This window comes from Nostoc sp. KVJ3 (assembly GCF_026127265.1).
Classification (GTDB): domain Bacteria; phylum Cyanobacteriota; class Cyanobacteriia; order Cyanobacteriales; family Nostocaceae; genus Nostoc.
Genome location: NZ_WWFG01000002.1, coordinates 1,172,958 through 1,196,372, shown reverse-complemented (window position 1 = coordinate 1,196,372; position 23,415 = coordinate 1,172,958). Strand labels below are relative to the sequence as shown.

13 protein-coding genes and 1 pseudogene are annotated in these 23,415 nt (G+C 42.5%); 10 read left to right on the top strand and 4 right to left on the bottom strand.

The window, feature by feature from the left end; translation table 11 throughout:
- Nucleotides 1–371: 371 nt before the first annotated feature.
- From GTQ43_RS21170 to GTQ43_RS21145, 6 genes and pseudogenes are all read left to right on the top strand, one after another.
- On the top strand, nucleotides 372–1,103 hold the full coding sequence (locus GTQ43_RS21170; protein WP_265274708.1) for an ABC transporter ATP-binding protein: 732 nt from the start codon (nucleotides 372–374) through the stop codon (nucleotides 1,101–1,103).
- Between the two features lie 362 nt (nucleotides 1,104–1,465).
- The gene (locus GTQ43_RS21165) at nucleotides 1,466–2,113 is read left to right on the top strand and encodes a histidine phosphatase family protein (RefSeq protein ID WP_265274707.1); all 648 of its coding nucleotides are present in this window, start codon (nucleotides 1,466–1,468) and stop codon (nucleotides 2,111–2,113) included.
- Between the two features lie 84 nt (nucleotides 2,114–2,197).
- The gene (locus tag GTQ43_RS21160) at nucleotides 2,198–3,223 is read left to right on the top strand and encodes a glucokinase (RefSeq protein WP_265274706.1); all 1,026 of its coding nucleotides are present in this window, start codon (nucleotides 2,198–2,200) and stop codon (nucleotides 3,221–3,223) included.
- Between the two features lie 45 nt (nucleotides 3,224–3,268).
- Nucleotides 3,269–3,883, top strand: coding sequence for a hypothetical protein (locus GTQ43_RS21155; protein ID WP_265274705.1), 615 nt, complete (start codon nucleotides 3,269–3,271; stop codon nucleotides 3,881–3,883).
- A 465-nt stretch (nucleotides 3,884–4,348) separates the two neighbouring features.
- Nucleotides 4,349–4,719, top strand: a pseudogene (locus GTQ43_RS21150) (fasciclin domain-containing protein).
- A 754-nt stretch (nucleotides 4,720–5,473) separates the two neighbouring features.
- A complete protein-coding gene (locus GTQ43_RS21145) occupies nucleotides 5,474–5,722 on the top strand; it encodes a DUF1816 domain-containing protein (RefSeq protein WP_265274703.1) in 249 nt (82 codons plus the stop codon).
- On the opposite strand, the gene GTQ43_RS21140 is transcribed toward GTQ43_RS21145, so the two are convergent.
- Nucleotides 5,686–6,090 carry a DUF3775 domain-containing protein gene (locus GTQ43_RS21140; protein ID WP_265274702.1) on the bottom strand — a complete coding sequence of 135 codons (405 nt, stop codon included), beginning with the start codon at nucleotides 6,088–6,090 and terminating at the stop codon, nucleotides 5,686–5,688. The two genes, GTQ43_RS21145 and GTQ43_RS21140, sit on opposite strands and share 37 nt — an antisense overlap.
- A 397-nt stretch (nucleotides 6,091–6,487) precedes the next feature.
- Between GTQ43_RS21140 and GTQ43_RS21135 the strand changes: the two genes are divergently transcribed.
- The 4 genes from GTQ43_RS21135 (at nucleotide 6,488) to GTQ43_RS21120 (ending at nucleotide 13,440) form a co-directional block, all read left to right on the top strand.
- The gene (locus GTQ43_RS21135; RefSeq protein WP_265274701.1) at nucleotides 6,488–8,800 is read left to right on the top strand and encodes an NACHT domain-containing protein; all 2,313 of its coding nucleotides are present in this window, start codon (nucleotides 6,488–6,490) and stop codon (nucleotides 8,798–8,800) included.
- Nucleotides 8,801–9,777: 977 nt separating this feature from the next.
- On the top strand, nucleotides 9,778–10,236 hold the full coding sequence (locus GTQ43_RS21130) for a response regulator (protein ID WP_265274700.1): 459 nt from the start codon (nucleotides 9,778–9,780) through the stop codon (nucleotides 10,234–10,236).
- A gap of 503 nt (nucleotides 10,237–10,739) precedes the next feature.
- Nucleotides 10,740–12,212 carry an efflux RND transporter periplasmic adaptor subunit gene (locus GTQ43_RS21125; protein ID WP_265274699.1) on the top strand — a complete coding sequence of 491 codons (1,473 nt, stop codon included), beginning with the start codon at nucleotides 10,740–10,742 and terminating at the stop codon, nucleotides 12,210–12,212.
- Between the two features lie 10 nt (nucleotides 12,213–12,222).
- Complete coding sequence (locus GTQ43_RS21120) at nucleotides 12,223–13,440, top strand: ABC transporter permease (protein WP_265274698.1); 1,218 nt, start codon at nucleotides 12,223–12,225, stop codon at nucleotides 13,438–13,440.
- Nucleotides 13,441–13,452: 12 nt separating this feature from the next.
- Here the strand turns inward: GTQ43_RS21120 and GTQ43_RS21115 are convergent, their stop codons facing one another.
- The 3 genes from GTQ43_RS21115 to acnB all read right to left on the bottom strand — a co-directional run bounded on the left by GTQ43_RS21115 (nucleotide 13,453) and on the right by acnB (nucleotide 23,412).
- Entirely contained in the window at nucleotides 13,453–20,055 is a 6,603-nt protein-coding gene (locus tag GTQ43_RS21115; RefSeq protein WP_265274697.1) for a HAMP domain-containing protein, read from the bottom strand.
- Between the two features lie 315 nt (nucleotides 20,056–20,370).
- Nucleotides 20,371–20,595, bottom strand: a complete 225-nt coding sequence (locus GTQ43_RS21110) for a DUF262 domain-containing protein (protein ID WP_265274696.1) — start codon at nucleotides 20,593–20,595, stop codon at nucleotides 20,371–20,373.
- Between the two features lie 156 nt (nucleotides 20,596–20,751).
- Nucleotides 20,752–23,412 carry a bifunctional aconitate hydratase 2/2-methylisocitrate dehydratase gene (acnB, locus tag GTQ43_RS21105; RefSeq protein WP_265274695.1) on the bottom strand — a complete coding sequence of 887 codons (2,661 nt, stop codon included), beginning with the start codon at nucleotides 23,410–23,412 and terminating at the stop codon, nucleotides 20,752–20,754.
- Nucleotides 23,413–23,415 lie beyond the last annotated feature (3 nt).

Genomic DNA, 23,415 nt, shown 5'->3' with positions numbered 1-23,415 from the left:
ATATCTTTATCAGTAATTAATGGTACATCATAAAGATTGCAATATTCTGGCGTTGATTTTTAACTTGAAGCAATTGTCTACAATGGGCTAGGGCGTGTTTTCAAAGTCTTAGATCCCCCCAACCCCCCTTAAAAAAGGGGGCAAAGAGTCTCTTAAAGTCCCCTTTTTTAAGGGGGATTTAGGGGGATCTAAAAAGTTAGGAGGCTAAACGAGTAGTTTGAAAACATGCCCTAGGCCTACGCACTGTTTTAAGATATATTTAAACAATTTCTATAAACGAGGACATTAGCCCCTATTTAATTACGAATTACGAATTATAATGATTGATGTATCTTAGGTTTTAAATCAATATTTCAGGATGGAAACCACCGATGAAATCCGATAGTAAACCAGACTATACAATTCTAGAACTTCAAGAACTGGATGTAAACTATGCTGGTATTCAAGCTCTAAAAAAGATTAATTTAATTATTAAAAAAGGCGAGGTAGTTACTCTAATTGGTGCTAACGGTGCTGGTAAAACTACTACACTCCGGGCCATATCTAAAGTAGTTAATCCTAAAAGTGGCGTAATTATCTATGACGGACATAATATTACCCGCCGCCAAACTCACGAAGTTGTACAACTTGGTATTGCCCATTGTCCTGAAGGACGAAGAGTATTAGCACGACAAACAGTATTTGATAATTTACTTTTAGGTGCTTATATTCGCTCCAATAAAGCGGAGATAAAAGCAGATATTCAGCGGCAATTTGAGCTATTTCCACGTTTGTCACAAAGACGCAATCAACTAGCAGGAACTCTGAGCGGTGGTGAACAACAAATGTTAGCGATCGCACGGGCTGTCATGAGTAAACCACAACTCTTACTTTTAGACGAGCCTAGCTTAGGTTTAGCCCCTGCGATCGTCCGGGAAATCTTCTCAATTATTGAAAATCTCCGTGCTACAGGCGTGACTATTCTGTTAGTTGAACAAAATGCTAGTCTAGCTCTGCAAATTGCCGATCGCGGTTATGTTTTGGAAGCTGGTTCTATTACCTTAACAGGCGCAGCATCAGAATTAATTAGTGATGAGCGAGTTAAAAAAGCTTATTTAGGGTAATTAATAAATTAACTGTAGGGGAACTATTTGGATGGTTGAAGTTATAAGCAATCGTATCAATCATATCTGGATTTGGGAATACTAAAGAATGAATTTACTCTTGTTATCGGGGGTGGAAGACTTAATACATATAAATTTGATCGCTATGATTCTCTAAATGGATTAGTTGAGGTAGCTTTAGAAAAATGGCTCAAAAGGCTTTAATAAAAGCTACATTGACATATTTAATAAGTTTTACTTATAACTTATATTATTACAAATTATTACAAATAATGTCTTATATTAATATTTGCAGCCCTCCTTGCAGATATATATATTTGTTTGTTTAGCGGCGAATTCTATTCACCGGAATCATTAAACCCATGAGTCAAATAGTCTGGATTGCAAGACATGCCAACCGCCTCGATTTCGTAAACCCGGATTGGTTTCTCACCGCCAAACGACGCTACGATCCACCCTTGTCTGATGATGGCATGGTACAGGCACAGCAGTTAGCTAGACGTTTGAAAAAAGAAAATATTGGCCATATTTTCGCTTCCCCTTTCCTGCGAACCGTACAAACGGCAAATGCAGTTGCAGAAATGCTCAACTTGCCGATTAAATTGGAAACAGGTTTGAGTGAATGGCTAAATCCAGCTTGGATGACAGAAGAACCCGAAAGACTCTCAACTCCAGCGTTAGCAAAATTATTCCCCAGGATTGACACCAGCTATACTTCGCGTATCGCCGCCAAATACCCTGAAACTCACGAAAAAGTACGAGAACGTTCTGGGCAAACTGCTAGATGTTTAGCTACTGAGTTCTTCCCAGAAGATATCTTGCTTGTAGCACATGGGGCATCTGTGTTGGGGGGAGCGATGGGGCTAGTGGGGGAAATTGCCAAAACAGAAGTTAAAGCTTCTTTGTGTTCGTTGGTAAAAGTGGTACGCGAAGATCCAGAATGGTTATTAGAACTAAAGGGAGATACTTCCCATTTAACCCATATCGAAGAAGTTATTCGATTTGCTTAAACCTCTGATAGAGATTTGCATTCATGGCTTCTGCTACGTTGAGTATATCCTACAAAAAAAGTAATTAATTCGCGAATAATTTCTATGACATTGTTACTAGCAGGAGACATCGGCGGTACGAAAACTATTCTGCGATTGGTTGAAACATCAGATTCACCAGCAATACATACTATTTATCAGGAAAGTTACCACAGTGCTGATTTTCCCGATTTAGTACCTATAGTGCAGAATTTTTTGGTCAAAGCTAATACACCAATACCAGAAAAAGCTTGTTTTGCGATCGCAGGGCCAATTGTCCAAAATACTGCCAAGCTAACCAATTTAGTCTGGTTTTTGGATACAGAACGTCTACAAGAAGAGTTGGGTATCCCGCATATTTCTTTAATTAACGACTTCGCCGCCGTTGGCTATGGTATTTTAGGTTTACAAAAACAAGACTTGCTGACGTTGCAGGTTGGTAAATCCGCAGAGGATGCCCCAATTGCGATTATTGGTGCTGGTACTGGCTTAGGGCAAGGATTTTTAATTAGACAGGGAAACCAATATCAAGTCTTTCCCTCAGAAGGTGGACATGCTGACTTTGCCCCTCGGAACGAAATCGAGTTTCAACTGTTGAAATACCTGCTGGGTAAACATGATATCCAGCGCATTTCTGTAGAACGAGTCGTTTCTGGAATGGGAATTGTGGCAATTTACCAATTTTTGCGCGATCGCAAATTTGCCACCGAATCACCAGATATCGCCCAAATAGTCAGAACTTGGGAACAAGAAGTTGGACAAGAAGAGAAAAGTGTCGATCCTGGTGCTGCTATTGGTACAGCTGCATTGCAAGGTAGCGATCGCCTTTGCGAACAAACCTTGCAATTATTTATAGACGCTTATGGTGCAGAAGCCGGTAATCTCGCCTTGAAACTTCTACCTTATGGTGGCTTATACATCGCTGGTGGAATTGCGCCCAAAATTTTGCCCTTAATCCAAAATAGCGGTTTCTTATTAAACTTCACCCAAAAAGGCAGGATGCGCCGCCTCCTAGAAGAGATCCCCGTGTATGTTATCCTCAACCCGCAAGTAGGGCTAATAGGTGCTGCTTTATGTGCTGCTAGGTTATAACAGCTAGCATCATCAGTGAGATCGGGATCTCAAAAGGCAAAATTTATGACAATTAAAAGTCTGTTGCCATTAATCGCCGCCACCTTAGTCTGTGGTGGTTCTTTTATCGTGGAAGCGCGTCAACCCAAACCTCCGGCGGCGGCTGTCAAACCTGTTGTCAAACCAACTGTCTCTAAACCCGTGCAGCCACAATGGAAGTTATACACCGCTCCAGATGGACGCTTTAGTATTTTGATGCCGGGAAGCCCCAACAGAAATACTGAATACCAAAAAACTTATATGGGGGAAATTGCCTTACAAATATTTGTTGCTCAACCACCAAAACAGGAAGTAGCTTATATAGTTGCTTACAATGATTTTCCTTATAGTTATGGTCAAATAACTGACCCCCAAGCTGTACTTAATAATGCACGAGATATGGCTTTAAAGACTACGAAAAGTAATCTAATCAGTCAACGAAATATTCGTAGTTCTAATAATCATCCTGGTAAGGAAATTGAGTACATAAATTCTGGAGGTAAAATCACTATAAATAGAATGTATATTGCCCAAGGAAGACTATATCAAGTAATGGCGATAACTACAAAAAAACAGCATAAGACATTAGCTAAAACTATTACTGGGTATTTAAATTCCTTCCATGTAGTTTTGAAAAATTGAAATAACTAAAACCTCTACATATAGAACAAAATTAGGTATTGTAGGGTGCGTTACGAACTGCGTTCTAACACAACGCCAGTTGCTACAACGGAGGGAAACTCCGCAACGCACTGGCTCCCCTACAAATACCTAATTTTGTTCAGAAATCAAATATTGTGTAAGTCCTGTGGGTAATTGAGCAGATTAGATATAAGTAGATAGACGCAAACAACTCAAAATAATGTATAGTCTATTACAGATTCTGTAATGCACCACAAACCTGATAAAAAATCTTGGATTGCCGCTAACAAGATTTTTCCATTGACTCCTAAATCTTAAACTCTGCCATATTTTAATTATTTAATTTTTTTTAGCTGATTTAATACAATTTATACGCTAATCAACCCCTTGCTCAAACATGATTTCTAACACTAGGATGTCATGCTAAAAATAATTAGCAAAATTATACACAACTAAGTGAAATAAATGGCTGATATTATTGATCGTGCCGTTAATGCTGGTTCTTTTAGCACCCTGGTTGATGCAATCAAGGCTGCCAATCTCATTGATACTCTAAAAGAGGTTGACTCGTTTATCGCCTCTGCATCTACAGAGCAAGCATTTGCAAAGCTTCCAGCAGGTACTGTAGAGACATTGCTTGACAATATTAATAAGATCCAAGAACTCCTGACGTATCATGTAGTTTCTGGTAAGGTTATGCCCATAAAGCCGGTGGAAGGTTCAAGTTTTAAAATTGACCCTTTCAATAGTTTTAATGCAGATTATAATTCACAGCCTCAAAATCCAATGCTGCTGATGATAACGGTGTCATCCACATCATTGTTGGTTCCTCGTAAATAATAGACATCTGTTCAGGAGTGCTGAGTGCTGAGTAACCAAGAGAGATAAATCTAGGGGATTGAAGTAAAGACGCATTAAATGTGCGCTACGCATCTCGAAATAAATATTTATTTCTTTTTCCTTACCTTTTAAGCAGTTGCTCTCTCACGAGATGCTGCGCGAACAGACCTTCTGAAATGAAGTGCGATTATTACTTTTTTTACTCTAAGAGGTTGTTTGAAAAGTATTTCGCTGTGACTTTAAACACTTTTAGATCCCCCCTAACCCACGCCAGTCGCTCCACTTGGGGAGACCCCAAGACCGCGCTGGCTCCCCTTAAAAAAGGGGGAACCGGAGTCAAAGTCCCCCAATTTATCGGGGGATTTAGGGGGATCTAGAATGTTTTGCTACCAAGAAGAGGACTTGTTCATTCATCCTCTTAGTCAATTTTAGATGGCAATATTATTCATCTTCAAAGTTGCCCTATCAATAAAAATAACCTCAGCTAAATTTATTTAAAATTTGAGACGTTGAAAATGAAACATTTATTCACGAATCAAAATAATTTGATTACTGGTTCCAGCCAAAATCATATATCTACAGAAATAAGTCAATCTATGAAGGCAAAGTATACTTGTCTTTGCTGTTCTCCGTCACGTGAGTTCAGGGGGAGCTTACTGGCGTTGTAGCTACTGCTATCAAGAAATGCCAGTGTAAAAAACAAGATCGAGAATATCTTTAATCAAGTTAAATTAATCATTGGTATCCCTCATGAATTTATTTCAATCTAATCAATCAGAGTTTGCCTGGTGGGTAGAAATCAACACTACTGTACCACGCTGTACTTATTACTTTGGCCCTTTTGATAGTGAAAAAGAGGCACAACTTTCTAGAAGTGGATATGTCGAAGACTTATATGAGGAAGAAGCCAGAGACATCATTGCACTCGTCAAGCAATGTCAGCCTCATATATTGACGATTTTTCAGGAGAAAGAAGAAGTCCAAGTATCTAGTTTTTGAAGCCCATCTCGCAGATATTTCGCTAAAAGGGGTTTTTCGATAATATAACTGGTTGCATAATTTTGAGGTATAAGCTCTACTGCCAAAGTAAGCAAATTGGTGAAGTTTTCTGGTTGTTCGCTTGATGCACCTCGACCAAGCCACATGAGAGCTATTACCTCTGCTTTTTCTTCTTGGGAGAATTCGTTAATGTATTTCTGTAAGATGTTTACTGAACATCTTCCTGTAATCTGAAAATCTTCTAAATAATTAGACAATTTGTCTACAAATGTTTCTGATTGATTTGTTTTCTTGTCTCCCAAAGGGAAATAGATTAATTCAGCTGTTTCAATAATTTTATATATTTTGTTAATTACTAATAAGTTCATATTTCTATATTGAGTCAAAAAGCAGAAATCTAACAATAGAGATAACTTAGCCAGTTGTCTCACCAAAAACTTCTCAATGCAAAAGAAAAATTGGGATGATGTCTATGTAATGTAGCTACGATCAATCATCAAGTTAGTAACCATTAAATCGACATCCAATATCTGCTTAAAGTATTGCAGACGGGTGTTTGAGTTCAAGTCTTGCTAAAAGATTGAAATGTATAAGATAAATGGATAACGTTTGATTTTGATACAAAAATTTAAAAATTTGAGAGCATACTCTGGTATTTTGTATAACTTTATGCGCATGAAATGTTAGCATCGCAGCAAAAGCTATAAAATTGCAGATATTAATAAAAGTTAAAGTCCATGATTTAAGGAGCAGGGTTATTGTCCTATGGTCAAGCGATCGCTCCAAGCATCACTTACTGGCATTCAAGAAGCTAAAAGAGCATTTGCTCTCAAGGGATGGACGCAAGACAATTTAGCAGCCGAAGTTAACCTCAAAACTAGACAACCGATTTGGCGGTTTTTCAGTGGTCGTCCGGTTGAGCGTCATACCTTTATTGAAATTTGTTCCGTTTTAGAACTGAATTGGCGGAAGATTGCTACTAATCCGCCGGCAGAATTTATGGAATTAGAAGAATATAGCCGATCCCCAGTACTAGGTATTGATGGCTTGGTGGAAAAAGTGCGATCGCAACGCTTCGACAAAATTCAAGACCAGTGTGGAATTTTGCAATTATTGGATATTAGCCGCCCTATTGCAATCGATGACATATATATAGATTTGAATATTTTGGAGGAAATTGCTAGTCTTCAATCGTTAGACATCACTGAATTGCAAAAGCTCGATCCAAAAGAATTTAACCGCTTTGGCTTAGGTGAAGTCGATCAAAAACAGATACCTGGTACACAGGCAGTTGAAAAATACTCCAAGCTCAGAGTACTAGGCAAACCTGGGGTAGGTAAAACTACTTTTTTACAATATCTCGCTATTCAATGTAACCAAGGTGCATTTGCGGCGAACTTAGTTCCAATCTTCATCACCTTGAGAAACTTTGCGGAAGAATCTAAAGCCACCAACGAGTTTAGCCTATTAAAATACATCCGCCAGGAGTTCCTCACATCTGGAATTTCCGATCCGTCAGTAATTGAAACTTTACTTAGTGCGGGCAGAGTGTTACTGTTACTTGACGGCATGGATGAAATTCTTAACCAACAAAGCAATGCTATCTTAAGCGAAATTCGCAGGTTTTCAGAAAAGTATCATAAAAATCAGTTTGTGGCGACCTGTCGAACAGCGTCTCAAAAACTCGGACTTCGAGGCTTTACTGATGTTGAGATTGCGCCCTTTACCTCAGAACAAATCATCGCCTTCGCTCAAAAATGGTTTGTGACATTTACCAAAACCAACATTCAAGATGGTGAAGCGCAGTCCGTTCAGTTTATTCAGAAGTTGGAGTTAGATGAAAACTGGCAGTTTCGCCAACTTGTAGTCACACCCCTATTTCTGCATCTTGCTTGCTGGGTGTTTCATGGCCAAGAAAAATTTCCGACTAAGCGGACTGACTTTTATAAGGAAGGTTTAGACCTTCTATTGGGCAAATGGGATCAAGCTAGAGGCATTGAACGAGATGACGTTTACCGAGGGTTTTTGTTACCACAAAAGCTCAAATTATTGAGTCAGATTGCAGCCGCGACATTTGAGCAAGGTCAATACTTTTTTGAACAACGCATCGTTGAACAATACATTGGTGACTACATTCAAAATCTGAGCAACGTGCCAATGGATGTCGAAGAACTGCAAATAGAAAGTGAAGCAGCGCTAAAAGCAATTGAGGCTCAACATGGGCTACTGGCAGAACGGGCGCGGGGAATTTTTTCCTTCTCCTATTTGGCATTTCAAGAATACTTCACGGCCAGAAAAATTGTTGCCAGCTATAACCTAGAAGCTTTTGGGCAAGCTTTAGAAGGATTAGTTAGCCATATTACAGACCCGCACTGGCACGAAATTTTTTTGTTAACAGCTACCATGCTCCGAAGTGCAGACTCTCTGGTACAGTTGATGAAGCAACAGATTGATGCACTGGTTAGCCAAGACCCTTATTTACAAGAGTTTTTGACCTGGGGAAGCCAAAAATCTCGTACTATTCCAAGCCTTGCAAAAGATGCGACAATTCGAGCATTTTACCTTGCCTTGAGTCGCACACCTCACATAGCTTCTCACTTTGCCCTAGCCAGCAGTCTCGACCAGGGAATGTTTCTGGATACGGCTTTAGATGACCTGCTTCTAGAGTGTGCAATTGATGGGAGCCAGGACTTTGCTCACATTCACGCCTGTGGTGATGCTCTCTCGAACATTCTGGGTATTGTTCTGGATGTTGGACTCCATAAATCTCTGCAACAACTCTCTGAGCAATTGCCAAATTATCGCCAAAGTGAAGAATGGCTTGGGTTATGGGGGCAGACAAACTATTCAGCTTGGGCTGAACAGTTAAAGATAACAATCATTAATTATCGTAACATTAGCCACCAGTGGCAGTTTAGCCCTGAACAACAGCAAGTGCTGCAACGATACTACGATGCCAATCAGTTACTACTTGATTGTCTGCATAGCAATTGTGAAGTAACGGCTGCTATTAGGCAGGAAATTGAAGCCACCTTATTGTTGCCTCAAAAGGAACTTGAGGATAGGGAATGGCAATAATTCTTTTAGTTAATTATGCAAATGACTTACGCCCAGGAGATCCCTCAACCCCCTTAAATAATTCCATGTCTTTTCTCGCGCTGCGTTTCTATCCCACCTCAGAATAAATTCCGAGTCTCATAGCTAAAGTCCACTCAAGTGGACTAAATCCCACATTCCGCACCCTAAACTTTCATTGTTTTTGTATAAAAAATATCCTTAGTAGCGGATGAAAATATGTAATATCATGTCCGGTTAAACACTTTTCATTGCGAACGGAGTGAAGCATAAGTCCTTCGGACACGCTTCGCGAACGCAGAGTCCTGGTGATTGCTTCGCTCCACTTCGTTGCGATCGCAAGATCAATTCAGTCCACTTGAGTAGACTTTCGCTATCAGCCCTGAACTTCAGTTCTGGGCGTGTCAGTCAGTGTGATACTTTCACTCTGACAAAAGAGCATTTTTCGACTTGTGTGTACATCGGTGCGCTACGCGAAGGAGGCTTCAGATTTTGACCGCGTAATTACTGAAATAGTTTGGTTGCCACATTTGTTTTTATTACGTTTTATATCGTTGTTAATCAACTAATTTAGAAAATCAAACAACGCCCTGCCATATTACAGAAAGAAAGTTTTTCTGTTTGATTTCTAGCAAAAATTATTCTTTGGATATTTTTCTCTGTAACTACTCTTCTCCTGAGCCAGAAGCTTGCTTCGAGTTGGTAAGGAAACCTTTCTAATAGACTTCTTACAGAAGTTGGTAAAAGGGTAAAGAGGAAAGGGGTAATAAAAAACCCCTGCTCTTGCAAAAGCTACTTTTGGAAGAGAATCCATTAGTTGCACCCACAATAAAAGATGAAAATCTGTTTTGCAATGCCCCATACCCTATTTGAAATCAATGCACCTTTTGACCTAATACAGTAGAGACGCAAAAACTCGTATCTCTACTACGGATTTTTCAGCCCACTTTGCACTTAAATCCCTAATCGCAGGTCTTGTTATGAATTTAATCAATGGCTTTTGCTTGGCAGTTGGGATACTCAATGGTGTACAAGTACTCGTTGTAGACAACGATCGCGATAGTAGAGATTTGTATGCATTTTTACTCAAAGACTTGAGCGCAAATGTGATTACTGCTGGTTCAGTAAAAGAAGCTTTAGAAATCCTGAGTTGTTTCACCCCCGATATTGTAGTGTGTGAGATAAGGTTCTTAGGTGAAAGTATTTATACATTACTGAATAAATTGACTGCGATGGAAGCAGATAATGGCAATCATATTCCAGTGATTGTGACTTCAACATCTACCAGAGGTACTTATGACCAAATTCCAGATGTAGAGTTTGAAGACTATTTACTTAAACCATGCGACCTTGATAAATTTGTTTCCATGCTTATGAAGCAAGTACAGAAAGGTGTGGCGGAAAATTTGTGCCCCAATTTAGTAGTTTTACACAAGTAGAGGAATCATATTTGATTTTTGAACAAAAGTAGTCACTGTAGTACAAGAACCCCACCCCCCTCCCCGCAAGCGATGAGGGGACTATGATGTACCTTGTATGATTAGGAAACGCTATAGGATGAAACCCGTAACGCACTATTTGTAAGGATTCAATTTCAGCAATAATTATAAACCCCTTCTCTATAGCCATCCTGAATTATTCGCGATCGATATGAAAGATCCCCGACTTCTTTGAGAAGTCGGGGATCTTGGTTTTTTGGTAGATAGCAAATAAACTATCTTACCCACGAGTGGCAAAAGTCACCCATTCAGGTGAAGACATACACAAATACTAATGCCTAGTATGAAGGAATATTAAGCAACTATGAAGCTTAATTATGCGTTTAGTTGTTACTTTAGTAATAAAAATTTAAATCCCAAAGGTTTACCAACTCCCTATTCTGCACTTGCCCTTTAACTAAAAGGTATTCCTACACAGCAATTTTGACAGGCTTCTATATAATATGGCTACTCACATAGAAATTCCAGTTATTGGCAAAGTTAAGTATCCATTGCGCTGGCTGATTGGGCTGATGGCAGGTGGTGCTTTGGTTGTAGGTAGTGTGACAACCTACACCCTGGTAAATCAAGGGACAAATAAAGAAGACATTGCTGAATTAACAGTGCCAGTCACAGCGAAAAACGTTACTTTGCTGATTACAGCTAGTGGCAAAGTCGTGCCAGTTCAGAGTGTAAATATTAGTCCGAAGAACCCCGGAGTGTTATCGCAATTATACGTAGAACAAGGCGATCGCATTCAACAAGGGCAAATCCTCGCCCGCATGGATAGCGCGAGTATTGAAGCTCAAAGAAGTCAGTATCGGGCTAACTTAGCCCAAAGTCAAGCACAATTAGCCGAAGCCCTTGCTGGTAGCCGTCCTCAAGAAATCGCTCAAGGAAAGGCGCGGTTAGCACAAGCTCAAGCCCAACTAGCCGCAGCTAAGGCTGGTAATCGTCCCCAAGAGATTGCCCAATCTCAATCCCAAGTGGATGCGGCTCAAGCAAAGGTGAACTATACCAGCGAACAGGTAAAGCGTTACCAATATCTATACAAAGAGGGTGCAGAGAACAAGCAATTACTCGATCAAGCTATCAGCGAAGACAAAAGTGCTAAAGCCAATTTAGAAGAAATTAAAAAACGATTGTCGTTACTCCAAGTTGGCACTCGTTCTGAGGAAATCGACCAACGACAAGCAGCTGTAAATGAAGCACGGGCGGCATTGATTCTATTACAAGATGGCACTCGTTCTGAGGAAATCGACCAACGACAAGCGGCTGTTGCCAGTGCTGAGGCTCAGTTGAAGGGTGTGCAAGTGCAGTTGGAAGATACCATTATTCGCGCTCCCCTTTCGGGAATTGTGACGCAAAAGTATGCCGAACCAGGGGCTTTTGTGACACCGACAACTTCTGCTTCTACGAGTGCGTCGGCAACTTCCAGTTCAATTGTCGCTGTCGCACGGGGTTTAGAAATATTAGCTCAAGTTCCTGAAGCTGATATTGGCAGAATTAAACAAAGGCAGCAAGTGGAAATTGTCGCCGATGCCTATCCCGATCGCATTTTTAAAGGTCATGTGCGCCTGATTGCTCCAGAAGCAGTTGTGGAACAAGGTGTCACATCCTTCCAGGTGCGGGTTGCTCTTGATACTGGCACAGATAAATTGCGTTCTGGCTTAAACGTGGATCTGACTTTTTTAGGCGATCGCGTTAATAATGCCTTAGTGTTACCAACGGTGTCAATTGTCACCGAAAAGGGTAAGACTGGCGTACTTATACCAGATGCAAAAAATAAACCCCAGTTCCGCGAAATTACCGTCGGGGCGCAAATCAAAGACCAAACTCAGATTTTAGGGGGAGTTAAAGAAGGCGATCGCATTTTTGTTAATCCACCCAAAGACTACAAAATCGAAAAAGCCAAAGAAAAACAGAATAATTTGTAATTATTAAGACATGAATTTTTTAGAAAGTGTCCAAATGGCGGGGAAAACCCTGTTGTCAAATAAGCTGCGTAGCGCCCTGACGATGTTGGGTATAGTTATTGGCAATGCCTCAGTAATTGCCATGATTGGGATTGGCGAAGGTGGGCAAAAGTACGTTAATAAACAGTTGGAGTCATTAGGGCCAAATGTGCTATTTGTACTTCCAGGGAATCGAGAAACTGAGCGGATCTCCTTTGAAGTGCCAAAAACTCTGGTGTTACAAGATGCGGAAGCGATCGCTTCTCAAGTGCCAACAGTAGTAGGAGTTGCACCAGAGTTAAACACCAGACAGGTGGTTATATTCCGCAACAGAAACACCGATGTCAATATCATTGGCACAACTCCCAGCTTTCTATCGGTGCGGGATTTTGAAACAGCTAAAGGTAGGTTTTTCTCTGAGGTAGATATCAAGCGAAATAATCAAGTCGTTGTGCTAGGTGGAGATTTGGCAGAAAAACTATTTGGTAATAGTAACGCCATCGGTCAGCAATTGCGAGTTGGAAATACCAGCTTTCAAGTGATTGGGACGTTAATAGCCAAAGGTTCTAGCGTGGGAGCAGATTATGATAATGCTGCTTTAATACCAATCACCACCTCGGCAAACCGACTTGTGGGAAAGAATTCTCCCTATGGTATTTCTTTAGATTACCTCGTTGCAGCCGCTCGTAATTCCGAGAGCGTGGATGCAGCAGAGTTTCAAATTACTAATTTGCTGCGCTTACGGCACAAAATTAATGGTGAAGATGATTTTACGCTTCGCTCTCAAAAGGATGCCTTGCAAACTGTTGGTCAAATTACAGGTGCTTTGACAATTATGTTAGCTGCGATCGCTGGCATATCTTTGTTTGTCGGCGGCATTGGGATTATGAATATTATGCTAGTTTCCGTCACCGAACGCACTCAAGAAATCGGATTAAGAAAAGCGATCGGCGCAACTGAGCAAGATATTTTGCTCCAGTTTATCATTGAGGCGGTGATAGTTTCCGCAGCTGGCGGATTAGTTGGGACTGCGGTTGGTGTTAGTGGCATTTTGTTAGTGGGAGCTTTGACTCCTTTAGAAGCGAGTCTTTCTCCGGTAGCGATTAGTATGGCAGTTGGTGTTTCTGGTGGTATTGGTTTATTCTTTGGCGTTGTTCCTGCCCGTCGCGCGGCAAAACTCGACCCCATTGTGGCTTTGAGGAGTGCTTAGTGATAGCGATCGCTAACGATATAGCCAAACGCGCAAGAGTGAAAGGAGTTGCTCAGTATCAACGGGTTTGGTAATGTAGTCTGATGCACCGGCTTCAATACACTTCTCGCGATCGCCTTGCATGGCTTTAGCGGTCAGTGCAATAATCGGCAAAGATTTAAATTGCTCGTTTTGGCGGATTAAGCTTGTTGTTTCGTAACCGTCCATTTCTGGCATCATTACGTCCATTAAAACGACATCAATATCTGGTGTAGTTTCTAACAGGTTAATTCCCTCTCTGCCGTTTTCGGCGTATAACACTTGTATCTGATAACGTTCCAGCATACTTGTCAGCGCGAAAATATTACGCATATCGTCGTCTACAATTAGCGCTTTTTTGCCAGCGAGTAAGTAATCGATGGAATGGAGTTGTTGAAGTATTTGTTGTTTGGGTGCTGGTAAATTTGCTTGGACTCGATGTAAAAATAATGCTGTTTCATCAAGGAGACGTTCGGGCGATCGCACATCTTTAATGATGATTGTTTCCGCAATCCGTCTGAGTTCAGTTTCTTGAGCTTTGCTAATTTCTCTACCGGTGTAGACAATGATTGGTAAGCTTTTGCCGTTGGGTAGAAGCTTAATCTGCTCGATCAGTTGAAACCCGGTCATGTCGGGTAGCCCTAAGTCGAGGACGAGACAATCAAAATGCTGGTTACGGATGGCTTCTAGGGCTTCTGTACCAGTAGCAACAGCAGTAGTAGAAACATCACTGTTGCCAATTAACTCGACAATACTAAGCCGTTGAGTGTCATCATCTTCGACTACCAGTAAATTTTTTACCTGGCGCTCAACAAAACCCTTAATTTTAGTCAACGCCTCAGATATTGTCTCGCTGGTTAAGGGTTTTTGTAGATATGCGATCGCACCTAGTTGCAAACCGCGCTGTCTCCCTTCCTCAACTGTCATGATATGTACAGGAATATGACGGGTATTTGGGTCATGTTTTAGACGATCTAATACCGTCCAGCCATCCATTTCTGGCAACCTGATATCTAACAAAATGGCTGAAGGATGGAATTGCTGGGCTAGTGCTAAACCTGTACTGCCATTTTGGGCTGTTATCACCTTGAATCCATCTTGTTGCGCCATTTCTATGAGGATACGGGCAAATTTTACGTCATCCTCGACGATTAACAAGACGCGATCGCCTATAGCAATAGTAGCGCGATCGTCATTAATCATTGTAGAGACGCGATTCATCGCGTCTGTATTAGACCCGATTAATCGCGTTTCTGAGTAAGGAGTGCTGAGTTGTGTTGATGTTGACTCAGGACTTAATTGTGGGAAAAAGAATGTAAAGGTGCTACCTTGTCCGGGTTGACTTGTGAGTTTAATTTCACCGCCGAAGAGACGGGCGATTTCGCGGCTAATTGATAAGCCTAATCCCGTACCGCCGTATCTCCGACTGGTAGAGCCATCGGCTTGTTGAAATGCCTCGAAAATAACTTTTTGTTTGTCAGGGGCGATGCCAATACCTGTATCGCTAACTGAGAAAGCAATGACATTTTGAGCGCCATTTAAAGTTATTTGGTCGTTGCTCCATCCCTGCTTTGCTAGGGCAATCTGCAAGCGGACTTCCCCTTTCTCTGTAAACTTAAAAGCGTTAGAAAGGAGATTTTTTAATACTTGTTGTAAGCGTTTGACATCTGTATAGATGCTGGTGGGCAATTCAGGAGTAAATTCAATTGCAAAGGCAAGTTTTTTAGTCTCAGCTATTTGCCGAAAAGTACGCTCAACTTGTTCACCCAAGTCTACTAAGGGAATTTGGGTCATGTCAATTGACATAGTTCCAGATTCAATTTTAGCGAGATCCAGAATGTCATTGATTAACGCCAACAAATCAGTACCTGCTGAGTAAATTGTTTGGCTATATTCGACTTGTTTGGCGCTAAGGTTGCGATCAATGTTATCTGACAACAACTTCGCCAAAATCAACAAGCTGTTCAACGGTGTCCGCAGTTCGTGGGACATGTTGGCGAGAAATTCTGATTTGTATTTTGAAGAAAGGGCGAGTTGTTCAGCCTTGTCTTCTAAAGATAGTCTTGCTTGTTCGATTTCCCGATTTTTGCGCTCGACTTCTTTCTTTTGCATCGCTAACAACTCTGCTTTTTCTTCTAATTCGGCGTTGGTTTGTTGCAGTTCCTCTTGCTGTCCTTTGAGTAAATCTTCGGAAGTTTTGAGTGATTGGGCTTGTTGTTCTAAACGCTTGTTGGTTTCTCGGAGTTCGCTTTGCTGGGTTTGGAGTTCTTCAGCCAAAGATTGCGATTGCTTGAGTAATTCTTCAGTTCGCATCGATGCTGCGATCGTGTTGAGGACGATCGCTATACTTTCGGTAAGCTGGTCGAAGAATGTCAAATGAATTTCGCTAAAGCGCCGGAAGGATGCTAATTCAATCACGGCTGTCACCTGTCCTTCAAAGAGTACGGGTAACACCACGGCATTCAGGGGAGACGCTTCTCCCAAACCGGAGGTAATTCTGACATAATCACTTGGTACATCTGTCAGCAGAATTCGCTCTTTTTCTAAAGCGCATTGTCCCACCAAACCTTCACCCAAATGGAACCGGTTAGCTAGATGTCTGCGTTCGCGGTAAGCGTAGCTACTAATTAGTTTCAAATATGGTGTATGTTCAGCAGACTCCATTAGGAAGAATACGCCGTGTTGCGCTCCTACCAAGGGTGCTAGTTCTGAGAGAATTAGTTTAGATACGGTTTCTAAGTCTCGCTGTCCTTGCAGCATTCGGGTAAACTTGGCTAAGTTAGTTTTTAACCAATCTTGCTCAGTATTTTTCTGCGTTGTCTCCCGCAGATTGGCAATCATCTGGTTGATGTTGTCTTTGAGTATCGCTACTTCCCCTAATGCTTCGACGGCAATTGAACGAGTTAAATCACCTTTAGTTACAGCTGTAGCAACTTCTGCGATCGCTCGCAACTGAGTTGTCAATGTAGCAGCAAGTTCATTTACATTATCCGTCAAATCTTTCCAAGTTCCAGCCGCCCCAGGGACTCTAGCTTGTCCGCCTAACTTCCCTTCAATTCCCACTTCCCGCGCTACTGTAGTTACCTGATTGGCAAATGTCGCTAGAGTATCAATCATCTCGTTGATTGTTTCTGCCAAGGTTTCAATTTCTCCTTTAGCATCTAGCATCAGTTTCCGTTTCAAGTCACCGTTAGCAACTGCGGTTACAACTCTGGCGATACCGCGCACTTGTGCTGTTAAGTTCCCCGCCATTGAATTAACGTTATCTGTCAAATCTTTCCAAGTCCCTGCAACACCTTGGACTTGCGCTTGTCCGCCCAACTTCCCTTCCGTTCCCACTTCCCGCGCCACCCGTGTTACTTCCGATGCAAAGGAACTAAGTTGATCCACCATTGTGTTAGTAGTGTTCTTCAAATCTAAAATTTCACCTTTGGCATCGACGGTGATTTTCTTCGATAAGTCGCCATTAGCTACCGCCTTGGTAACTTCGGCGATGTTGCGAACTTGTCCGGTGAGGTTCCCCGCCATTGAGTTAACGTTATCCGTCAAATCTTTCCAAGTTCCTGCAACTCCTCTAACGTAGGCTTGCACGCCTAATTTCCCTTCCGTTCCCACCTCACGAGCAACCCTTGTAACTTCTGATGCAAAGGAATTTAGCTGATCCACCATTGTATTAATAGTGTTTTTCAGTTCTTGAATTTCCCCTTTCACATCGACGGTGATTTTCTTCGATAAGTCGCCATTTGCTACGGCTGTAGTCACTTCGGCAATGTTTCGCACTTGCGCCGTCAAGCTTCCCGCCATGAAGTTCACGCTGTCAGTTAAATCTTTCCAAGTGCCGGCTACACCTTTAACTTCTGCTTGTACGCCTAGTTTACCTTCAGTTCCCACTTCACGGGCAACTCGCGTCACTTCACTGGCAAAGGAATTGAGTTGATCTACCATTGTGTTGACGGTGTTTTTTAACTCTAAAATTTCCCCTTTAACATCAACAGAGATTTTCTTAGATAAGTCGCCATTTGCTACGGCGGTGGTGACGGCGGCAATGTTCCGCACCTGTGCCGTTAAACTTCCCGCCATGAAGTTCACGCTATCAGTTAAATCTTTCCAAGTTCCAGCTACGCCGCGCACATCTGCTTGGACACCTAGTTTACCCTCGCTTCCCACCTCACGCGCAACTCTTGTAACTTCACTTGCAAAGGAGTTGAGTTGATCCACCATGATATTGATAGTATTCTTGAGTTCAAGAATTTCGCCTTTGACGGCAACAGTAATTTTCTTCGATAAGTCGCCATTGGCGATCGCAGTTGTCACTTCGGCAATGTTCCGCACCTGTGCCGTCAAGCTTCCCGCCATGAAGTTTACGCTATCAGTTAAATCTTTCCAAGTGCCGGCAACGTCTTTAACTTCTGCTTGTACACCCAATTTCCCTTCAGTTCCCACTTCGCGCGCAACTCGCGTCACCTCACTTGCAAAGGAACTGAGTTGATCCACCATTGTATTAATGGTATTTTTCAACTCCAGAATTTCACCTTTGACATCGACGGTGATTTTCTTGGATAAATCGCCTGTTGCAACCGCCGTTGTTACTTCGGCAATATTCCGCACCTGCGCCGTCAAGCTTCCCGCCATGAAATTCACGCTGTCGGTTAAATCCTTCCAAGTACCAGCCACGCCGCGCACTTCTGCTTGTACGCCCAATTTACCTTCGCTTCCCACCTCACGGGCAACTCGTGTTACTTCTGATGCAAAAGAATTGAGTTGATCCACCATTGTATTAATAGTATTTTTCAACTCTAGAATTTCACCTTTGACATCGACAGTGATTTTCTTGGATAAGTCGCCTGTTGCAACCGCCGTAGTTACTTCGGCAATATTCCGCACCTGTGCCGTTAAACTTCCCGCCATGAAGTTTACACTATCAGTTAAATCTTTCCAAGTTCCAGCTACACCGCGTACATCGGCTTGCACACCCAATTTACCTTCACTACCAACTTCACGGGCAACTCTTGTGACTTCACTGGCAAAGGAACTGAGTTGATCCACCATTATATTGATGGTATTCTTTAGTTCGAGAATTTCACCTCTAACATCGACGGTGATTTTTTTAGATAGATCGCCATTTGCGATCGCAGTGGCAACTTCGGCAATATTTCGCACCTGTCCGGTGAGATTACCCGCCATTAAGTTAACGTTATCAGTTAAATCTTTCCAAGTTCCCGCAACTCCCCGGACTTCTGCTTGTACGCCCAACTTCCCTTCAGTTCCCACCTCACGCGCAACTCGCGTTACTTCCGATGCAAAGGAATTAAGCTGATCCACCATTGTGTTGATGGTATTTTTCAACTCCAGAATTTCGCCTTTCACATCCACAGTGATTTTCTTGGATAAGTCGCCATTTGCAACCGCCGTAGTCACTTCGGCAATATTCCGCACCTGTGCCGTCAAGCTTCCTGCCATGAAATTCACACTATCGGTAAGGTCTTTCCACGTACCTGCTACCCCGCGAACTTCTGCTTGACCGCCTAATTTTCCTTCTGCACCCACCTCACGCGCAACTCTTGTCACTTCCGATGCAAAAGAATTAAGTTGATCCACCATGATGTTGACGGTGTTTTTCAACTCTAAAATTTCGCCTTTGACATCAACAGTAATTTTCTTGGAAAGGTCGCCATTCGCTACCGCCGTTGTCACTTCCGCAATATTACGGACTTGGGCAGTTAAATTACCTGCCATCAAGTTAACGTTATCAGTCAAATCTTTCCAAGTACCTGCCACTCCTTTAACTTCGGCTTGAACGCCCAACTTCCCTTCAGTTCCCACCTCACGGGCAACTCGTGTTACTTCACTTGCAAAAGAATTCAGTTGATCCACCATCGTGTTGACGGTGTTCTTTAGTTCCAGAATTTCGCCTTTCACATTAACAGTGATTTTTTTGGATAAGTCACCATTTGCGATCGCAGTTGCAACTTCGGCAATGTTGCGAACTTGTCCGGTGAGATTACCCGCCATCAAGTTAACGTTATCAGTTAAATCTTTCCAAGTGCCAGCCACACCTTGCACTTCGGCTTGAACGCCCAACTTACCCTCTGTTCCCACTTCACGGGCAACCCTTGTAACTTCCGATGCAAAAGAACCAAGCCGATCTACCATCGTGTTGACGATATTAGCTGTTTGGAGAAACTCACCTTGCAGAGGCCGTCCATCAATTTCTGTAGCGATCGTTTGGGATAAGTCACCATTGGCGACAGACCGAATAACACGAGTAGTTTCAGCTGTTGGTTGAACTAAATCTGTAATGAGAGTATTGACAGAAGTAACACAATCTGACCAAGAACCGCGAACATCTCCGAGAGAGGCGCGATCAGCAATTTTGCCTTCTTTGCCGACAACATTACCAATTCGTTGTAGCTCCGCCGCCATTCGCTGATTTTGATCGATAATATCATTGAGCGTATCAGCTATTTTACCCGCCACACCAGTATGATCTATGGGCATCCGAGCCGAGAAGTCACCTTGTTTAACAGCATTCAGCGTTCTTAGTAGCTGATTTAAATCTAGATTATCGCTGTCTCTAGTTAACTGTTCGGTTGCCATAACCTTATCCTTAATCTTGATTCTTGAGGAATTTTTTGTATTTTTTGCACCCTGTACCTAGTGAGAGAACTTTTAGGTAATGCGGATGAAAATAGAGAGTAGGGAATAGAAAGTGGATAAAACTAATTTTATGCGTGTAAGTGTAAGCAGTTGATCAAAGACTGCCAACTAAATCGTATTGCAGTCGTATCTGGCATACTACTTAGCTAATGATAGCTAGTTGGCCCTATGTTATGGAGCATCAATTGTCGGCGATCCCTAAGTTAGGCGAGTAAGCGATCGCACAGTAGAACACACCATAACAATTAACGGGACTTAAACAAAAAAAGAAGCAAAAATAAGGTATGATGCCTCAGCTTGGGTTATTATAGGCCCAAGAAAATAAAAACCTTTTTCATCATCATTATAAAGACTCATCAAATCTTCCCACAGAGTCTCCCAGTTCTCTTTTTTCCAAGAGTATGGTCGCTGAAAAAGAGGTATTTGAAACTGTTTACCACCTTCTAGTAAGTTACGGAGAGTTGTTTCTGATGCTTTCATGCTTGTTATTTGCTTTGTGTATCATATACGATAATAACTAATTTTTTGTATTATCAAAGACTTCAATATGAGGGATTTACATTAAGAAACCCGCTAATGCGGGTTTCTTAATGTAGCCACAGATTAAAACCTGGGGTATTTCATTTTAATTATTACCTACCTCGCCACAGTCGGCATACCCAAAATATCCTCAAGTCTCGGCATATCTTCCAACGCAATCACTCGCCCTTCATCCTCAAAACCGAGGATTTGATCGAAGTTCAAATACCGATACAAATCATCTGCAAAAGGATGAATTCTACTCGCCACAATATCCAAGTATTCCTGCACTGTAGGAAGCCGTCCCAGCAGCGCACAAACTGCGGCTAATTCTGCTGAACCAAGATACACTCGCGCATCTTTACCCATGCGATTATTGAAGTTGCGGGTAGAGGTAGAAAACACTGTTGTGCCATCAGCAACTCGCGCCTGATTACCCATACACAAACTGCACCCTGGCATTTCTGTACGCGCACCCGCAGCCCCAAACACGCTGTATACACCTTCTTCTTTTAATTGGTGTTCATCCATGCGCGTTGGTGGTGCTATCCACAGGCGAGTTTTCACTTCACCTGCGCCTTCCAAAACTTTCGCTGTTGCCCGATAATGACCGATATTCGTCATACAAGAACCGACGAATACTTCTTGCACTGGATCATTAGCAACTTCCGATAATAATTTAACATTATCGGGGTCATTGGGAGCAGCAACAATTGGTTCTTTGATTTCGTTCAAATCAATTTCAATTATTTCGGCATACTCCGCATCGGCATCGCCTTCTAATAACACGGGATTTGCTAACCATTCTTCCATCTTGGCCACACGGCGCAGCATGGTACGCGGATCATGATAGCCCCGTGCGATCATATTTTTCAGCAACGCTACGTTAGAACGCAGATATTCCGAAATTGTCTCTACACTCAGCTTAATTGTGCATCCGGCGCAAGAACGTTCGGCACTAGCATCGGTGAGTTCAAAGGCTTGTTCAACTTTTAAATCTGGCAAACCTTCTATTTCCAGAATTCGCCCAGAGAAAACATTTTTCTTATTCTGCTTCTCTGCTGTCAGCAAACCTTTTTGAATTGCTATGTAGGGAATGGCATTCACAACATCCCGCAGAGTTACACCTGGTTGCAATTCTCCTTTAAATCTTACCAATACTGACTCTGGCATATCTAAAGGCATGACACCCAAAGCCGCTGCAAAGGCCACTAATCCAGAACCGGCGGGAAAGGAAATACCCAAGGGGAAGCGGGTGTGAGAGTCGCCGCCAGTTCCCACTGTATCAGGTAGCAGCATCCGGTTTAACCAGGAGTGGATGATACCATCACCGGGACGCAGGGCAACACCGCCACGAGAGGCAAAGAAATCGGGGAGTTCGTGATGGGTTTTAATGTCTACTGGTTTGGGGTAAGCAGCAGTATGGCAGAAACTTTGTATCACTAAGTCTGCACTGAAACCAAGACAGGCGAGTTCTGTCAATTCGTCGCGGGTCATGGGGCCTGTGGTATCTTGAGAACCAACGGTAGTGATGATGGGTTCGCAAGATGTACCGGGACGCACACCAGGTAATCCGCACGCTTTACCTACCATTTTCTGTGCTAGGGTGTAGCCTTTGCCTGTATCAAAAGCTTGCTGGGGACGGGTGAAAACGGTGCTGGGTTCTAAACCAAGTGCAAGACGAGTTTTGTCGGTGAGGGTACGTCCAATAAGTAGGGGGATGCGTCCACCTGCGCGGACTTCATCGAGGATGGTATCAGGTTTAAGGTCAAAGGTAGAAATGACTTCACCAGCTTCGTTTGTAATTTCGCCTTTGTAGGGATGAATGGTAATTACCATGCCGGTTTCTAGTTTAGTGACATCGCACTGAATAGGCAAAGCACCGGCATCTTCTGCTGTGTTAAAGAAGATTGGCGCGATCGCACCACCTAAAACATAACCCCCAGCGCGTTTGTTTGGCACAAAAGGTATATCATTTCCTGTATGCCACAATACGGAGTTGATGGCAGATTTCCGCGAGGAACCAGTACCAACTACATCCCCTACGTAAGCTACAGGATGCCCTTTTTTCTTCAACTCAGCAATGGTTGCCAAGCTTCCCGGTTGCCGTGACTCTAACATCACTAAGGCGTGTAAGGGAATATCTGGGCGAGTTGTGGCGCTTTGGGCGGGTGATAAATCGTCGGTATTGGTTTCGCCAGGAACTTTAAAAACGGTGACAGTAATCGCTTCTGGAACTGTGGGGCGAAGGGTAAACCATTCAGCTTCCGCCCAAGAGTCAATCACCCGCTTGGCGAAAGGATTGGTTTTAGACAACTCTAAAACATCGTGGAAGGCATCGTACACCAAGAGGATTTTGCTTAAAGCGTTGGCGGCATAGGCGGCGATGGGTTCCTTTCCTTGTCCGCCCATTACCAGTGGGGTTTCGGATGAGTCTGAGAGAGATACGGTAGGCAATTGCAGTAAATCAATTAAAGATTGCACGTTGTAACCACCGATCATTGTCCCTAATAATTGCACCGCTTCGATGGGCGCAATCAACGGACTGGTGATTTCCTCCTTGGCAATGGCGGTGAGAAATCCAGCTTTGACATAAGCTGCTGGATCGACACCAGGAGAAACGCGATCGCTCAATAAATGCAATAATATATCCTCTTGACCCTTTGGCGGATTTTTCAGTAATTCGCACAGTTCAGATGTTTGCTTCGCATCCAATGGTAAGGGGGGAATTCCTAGTGCTGCTCTTTCGGCAACGTGTTTACGATATGATTCCAGCATTCT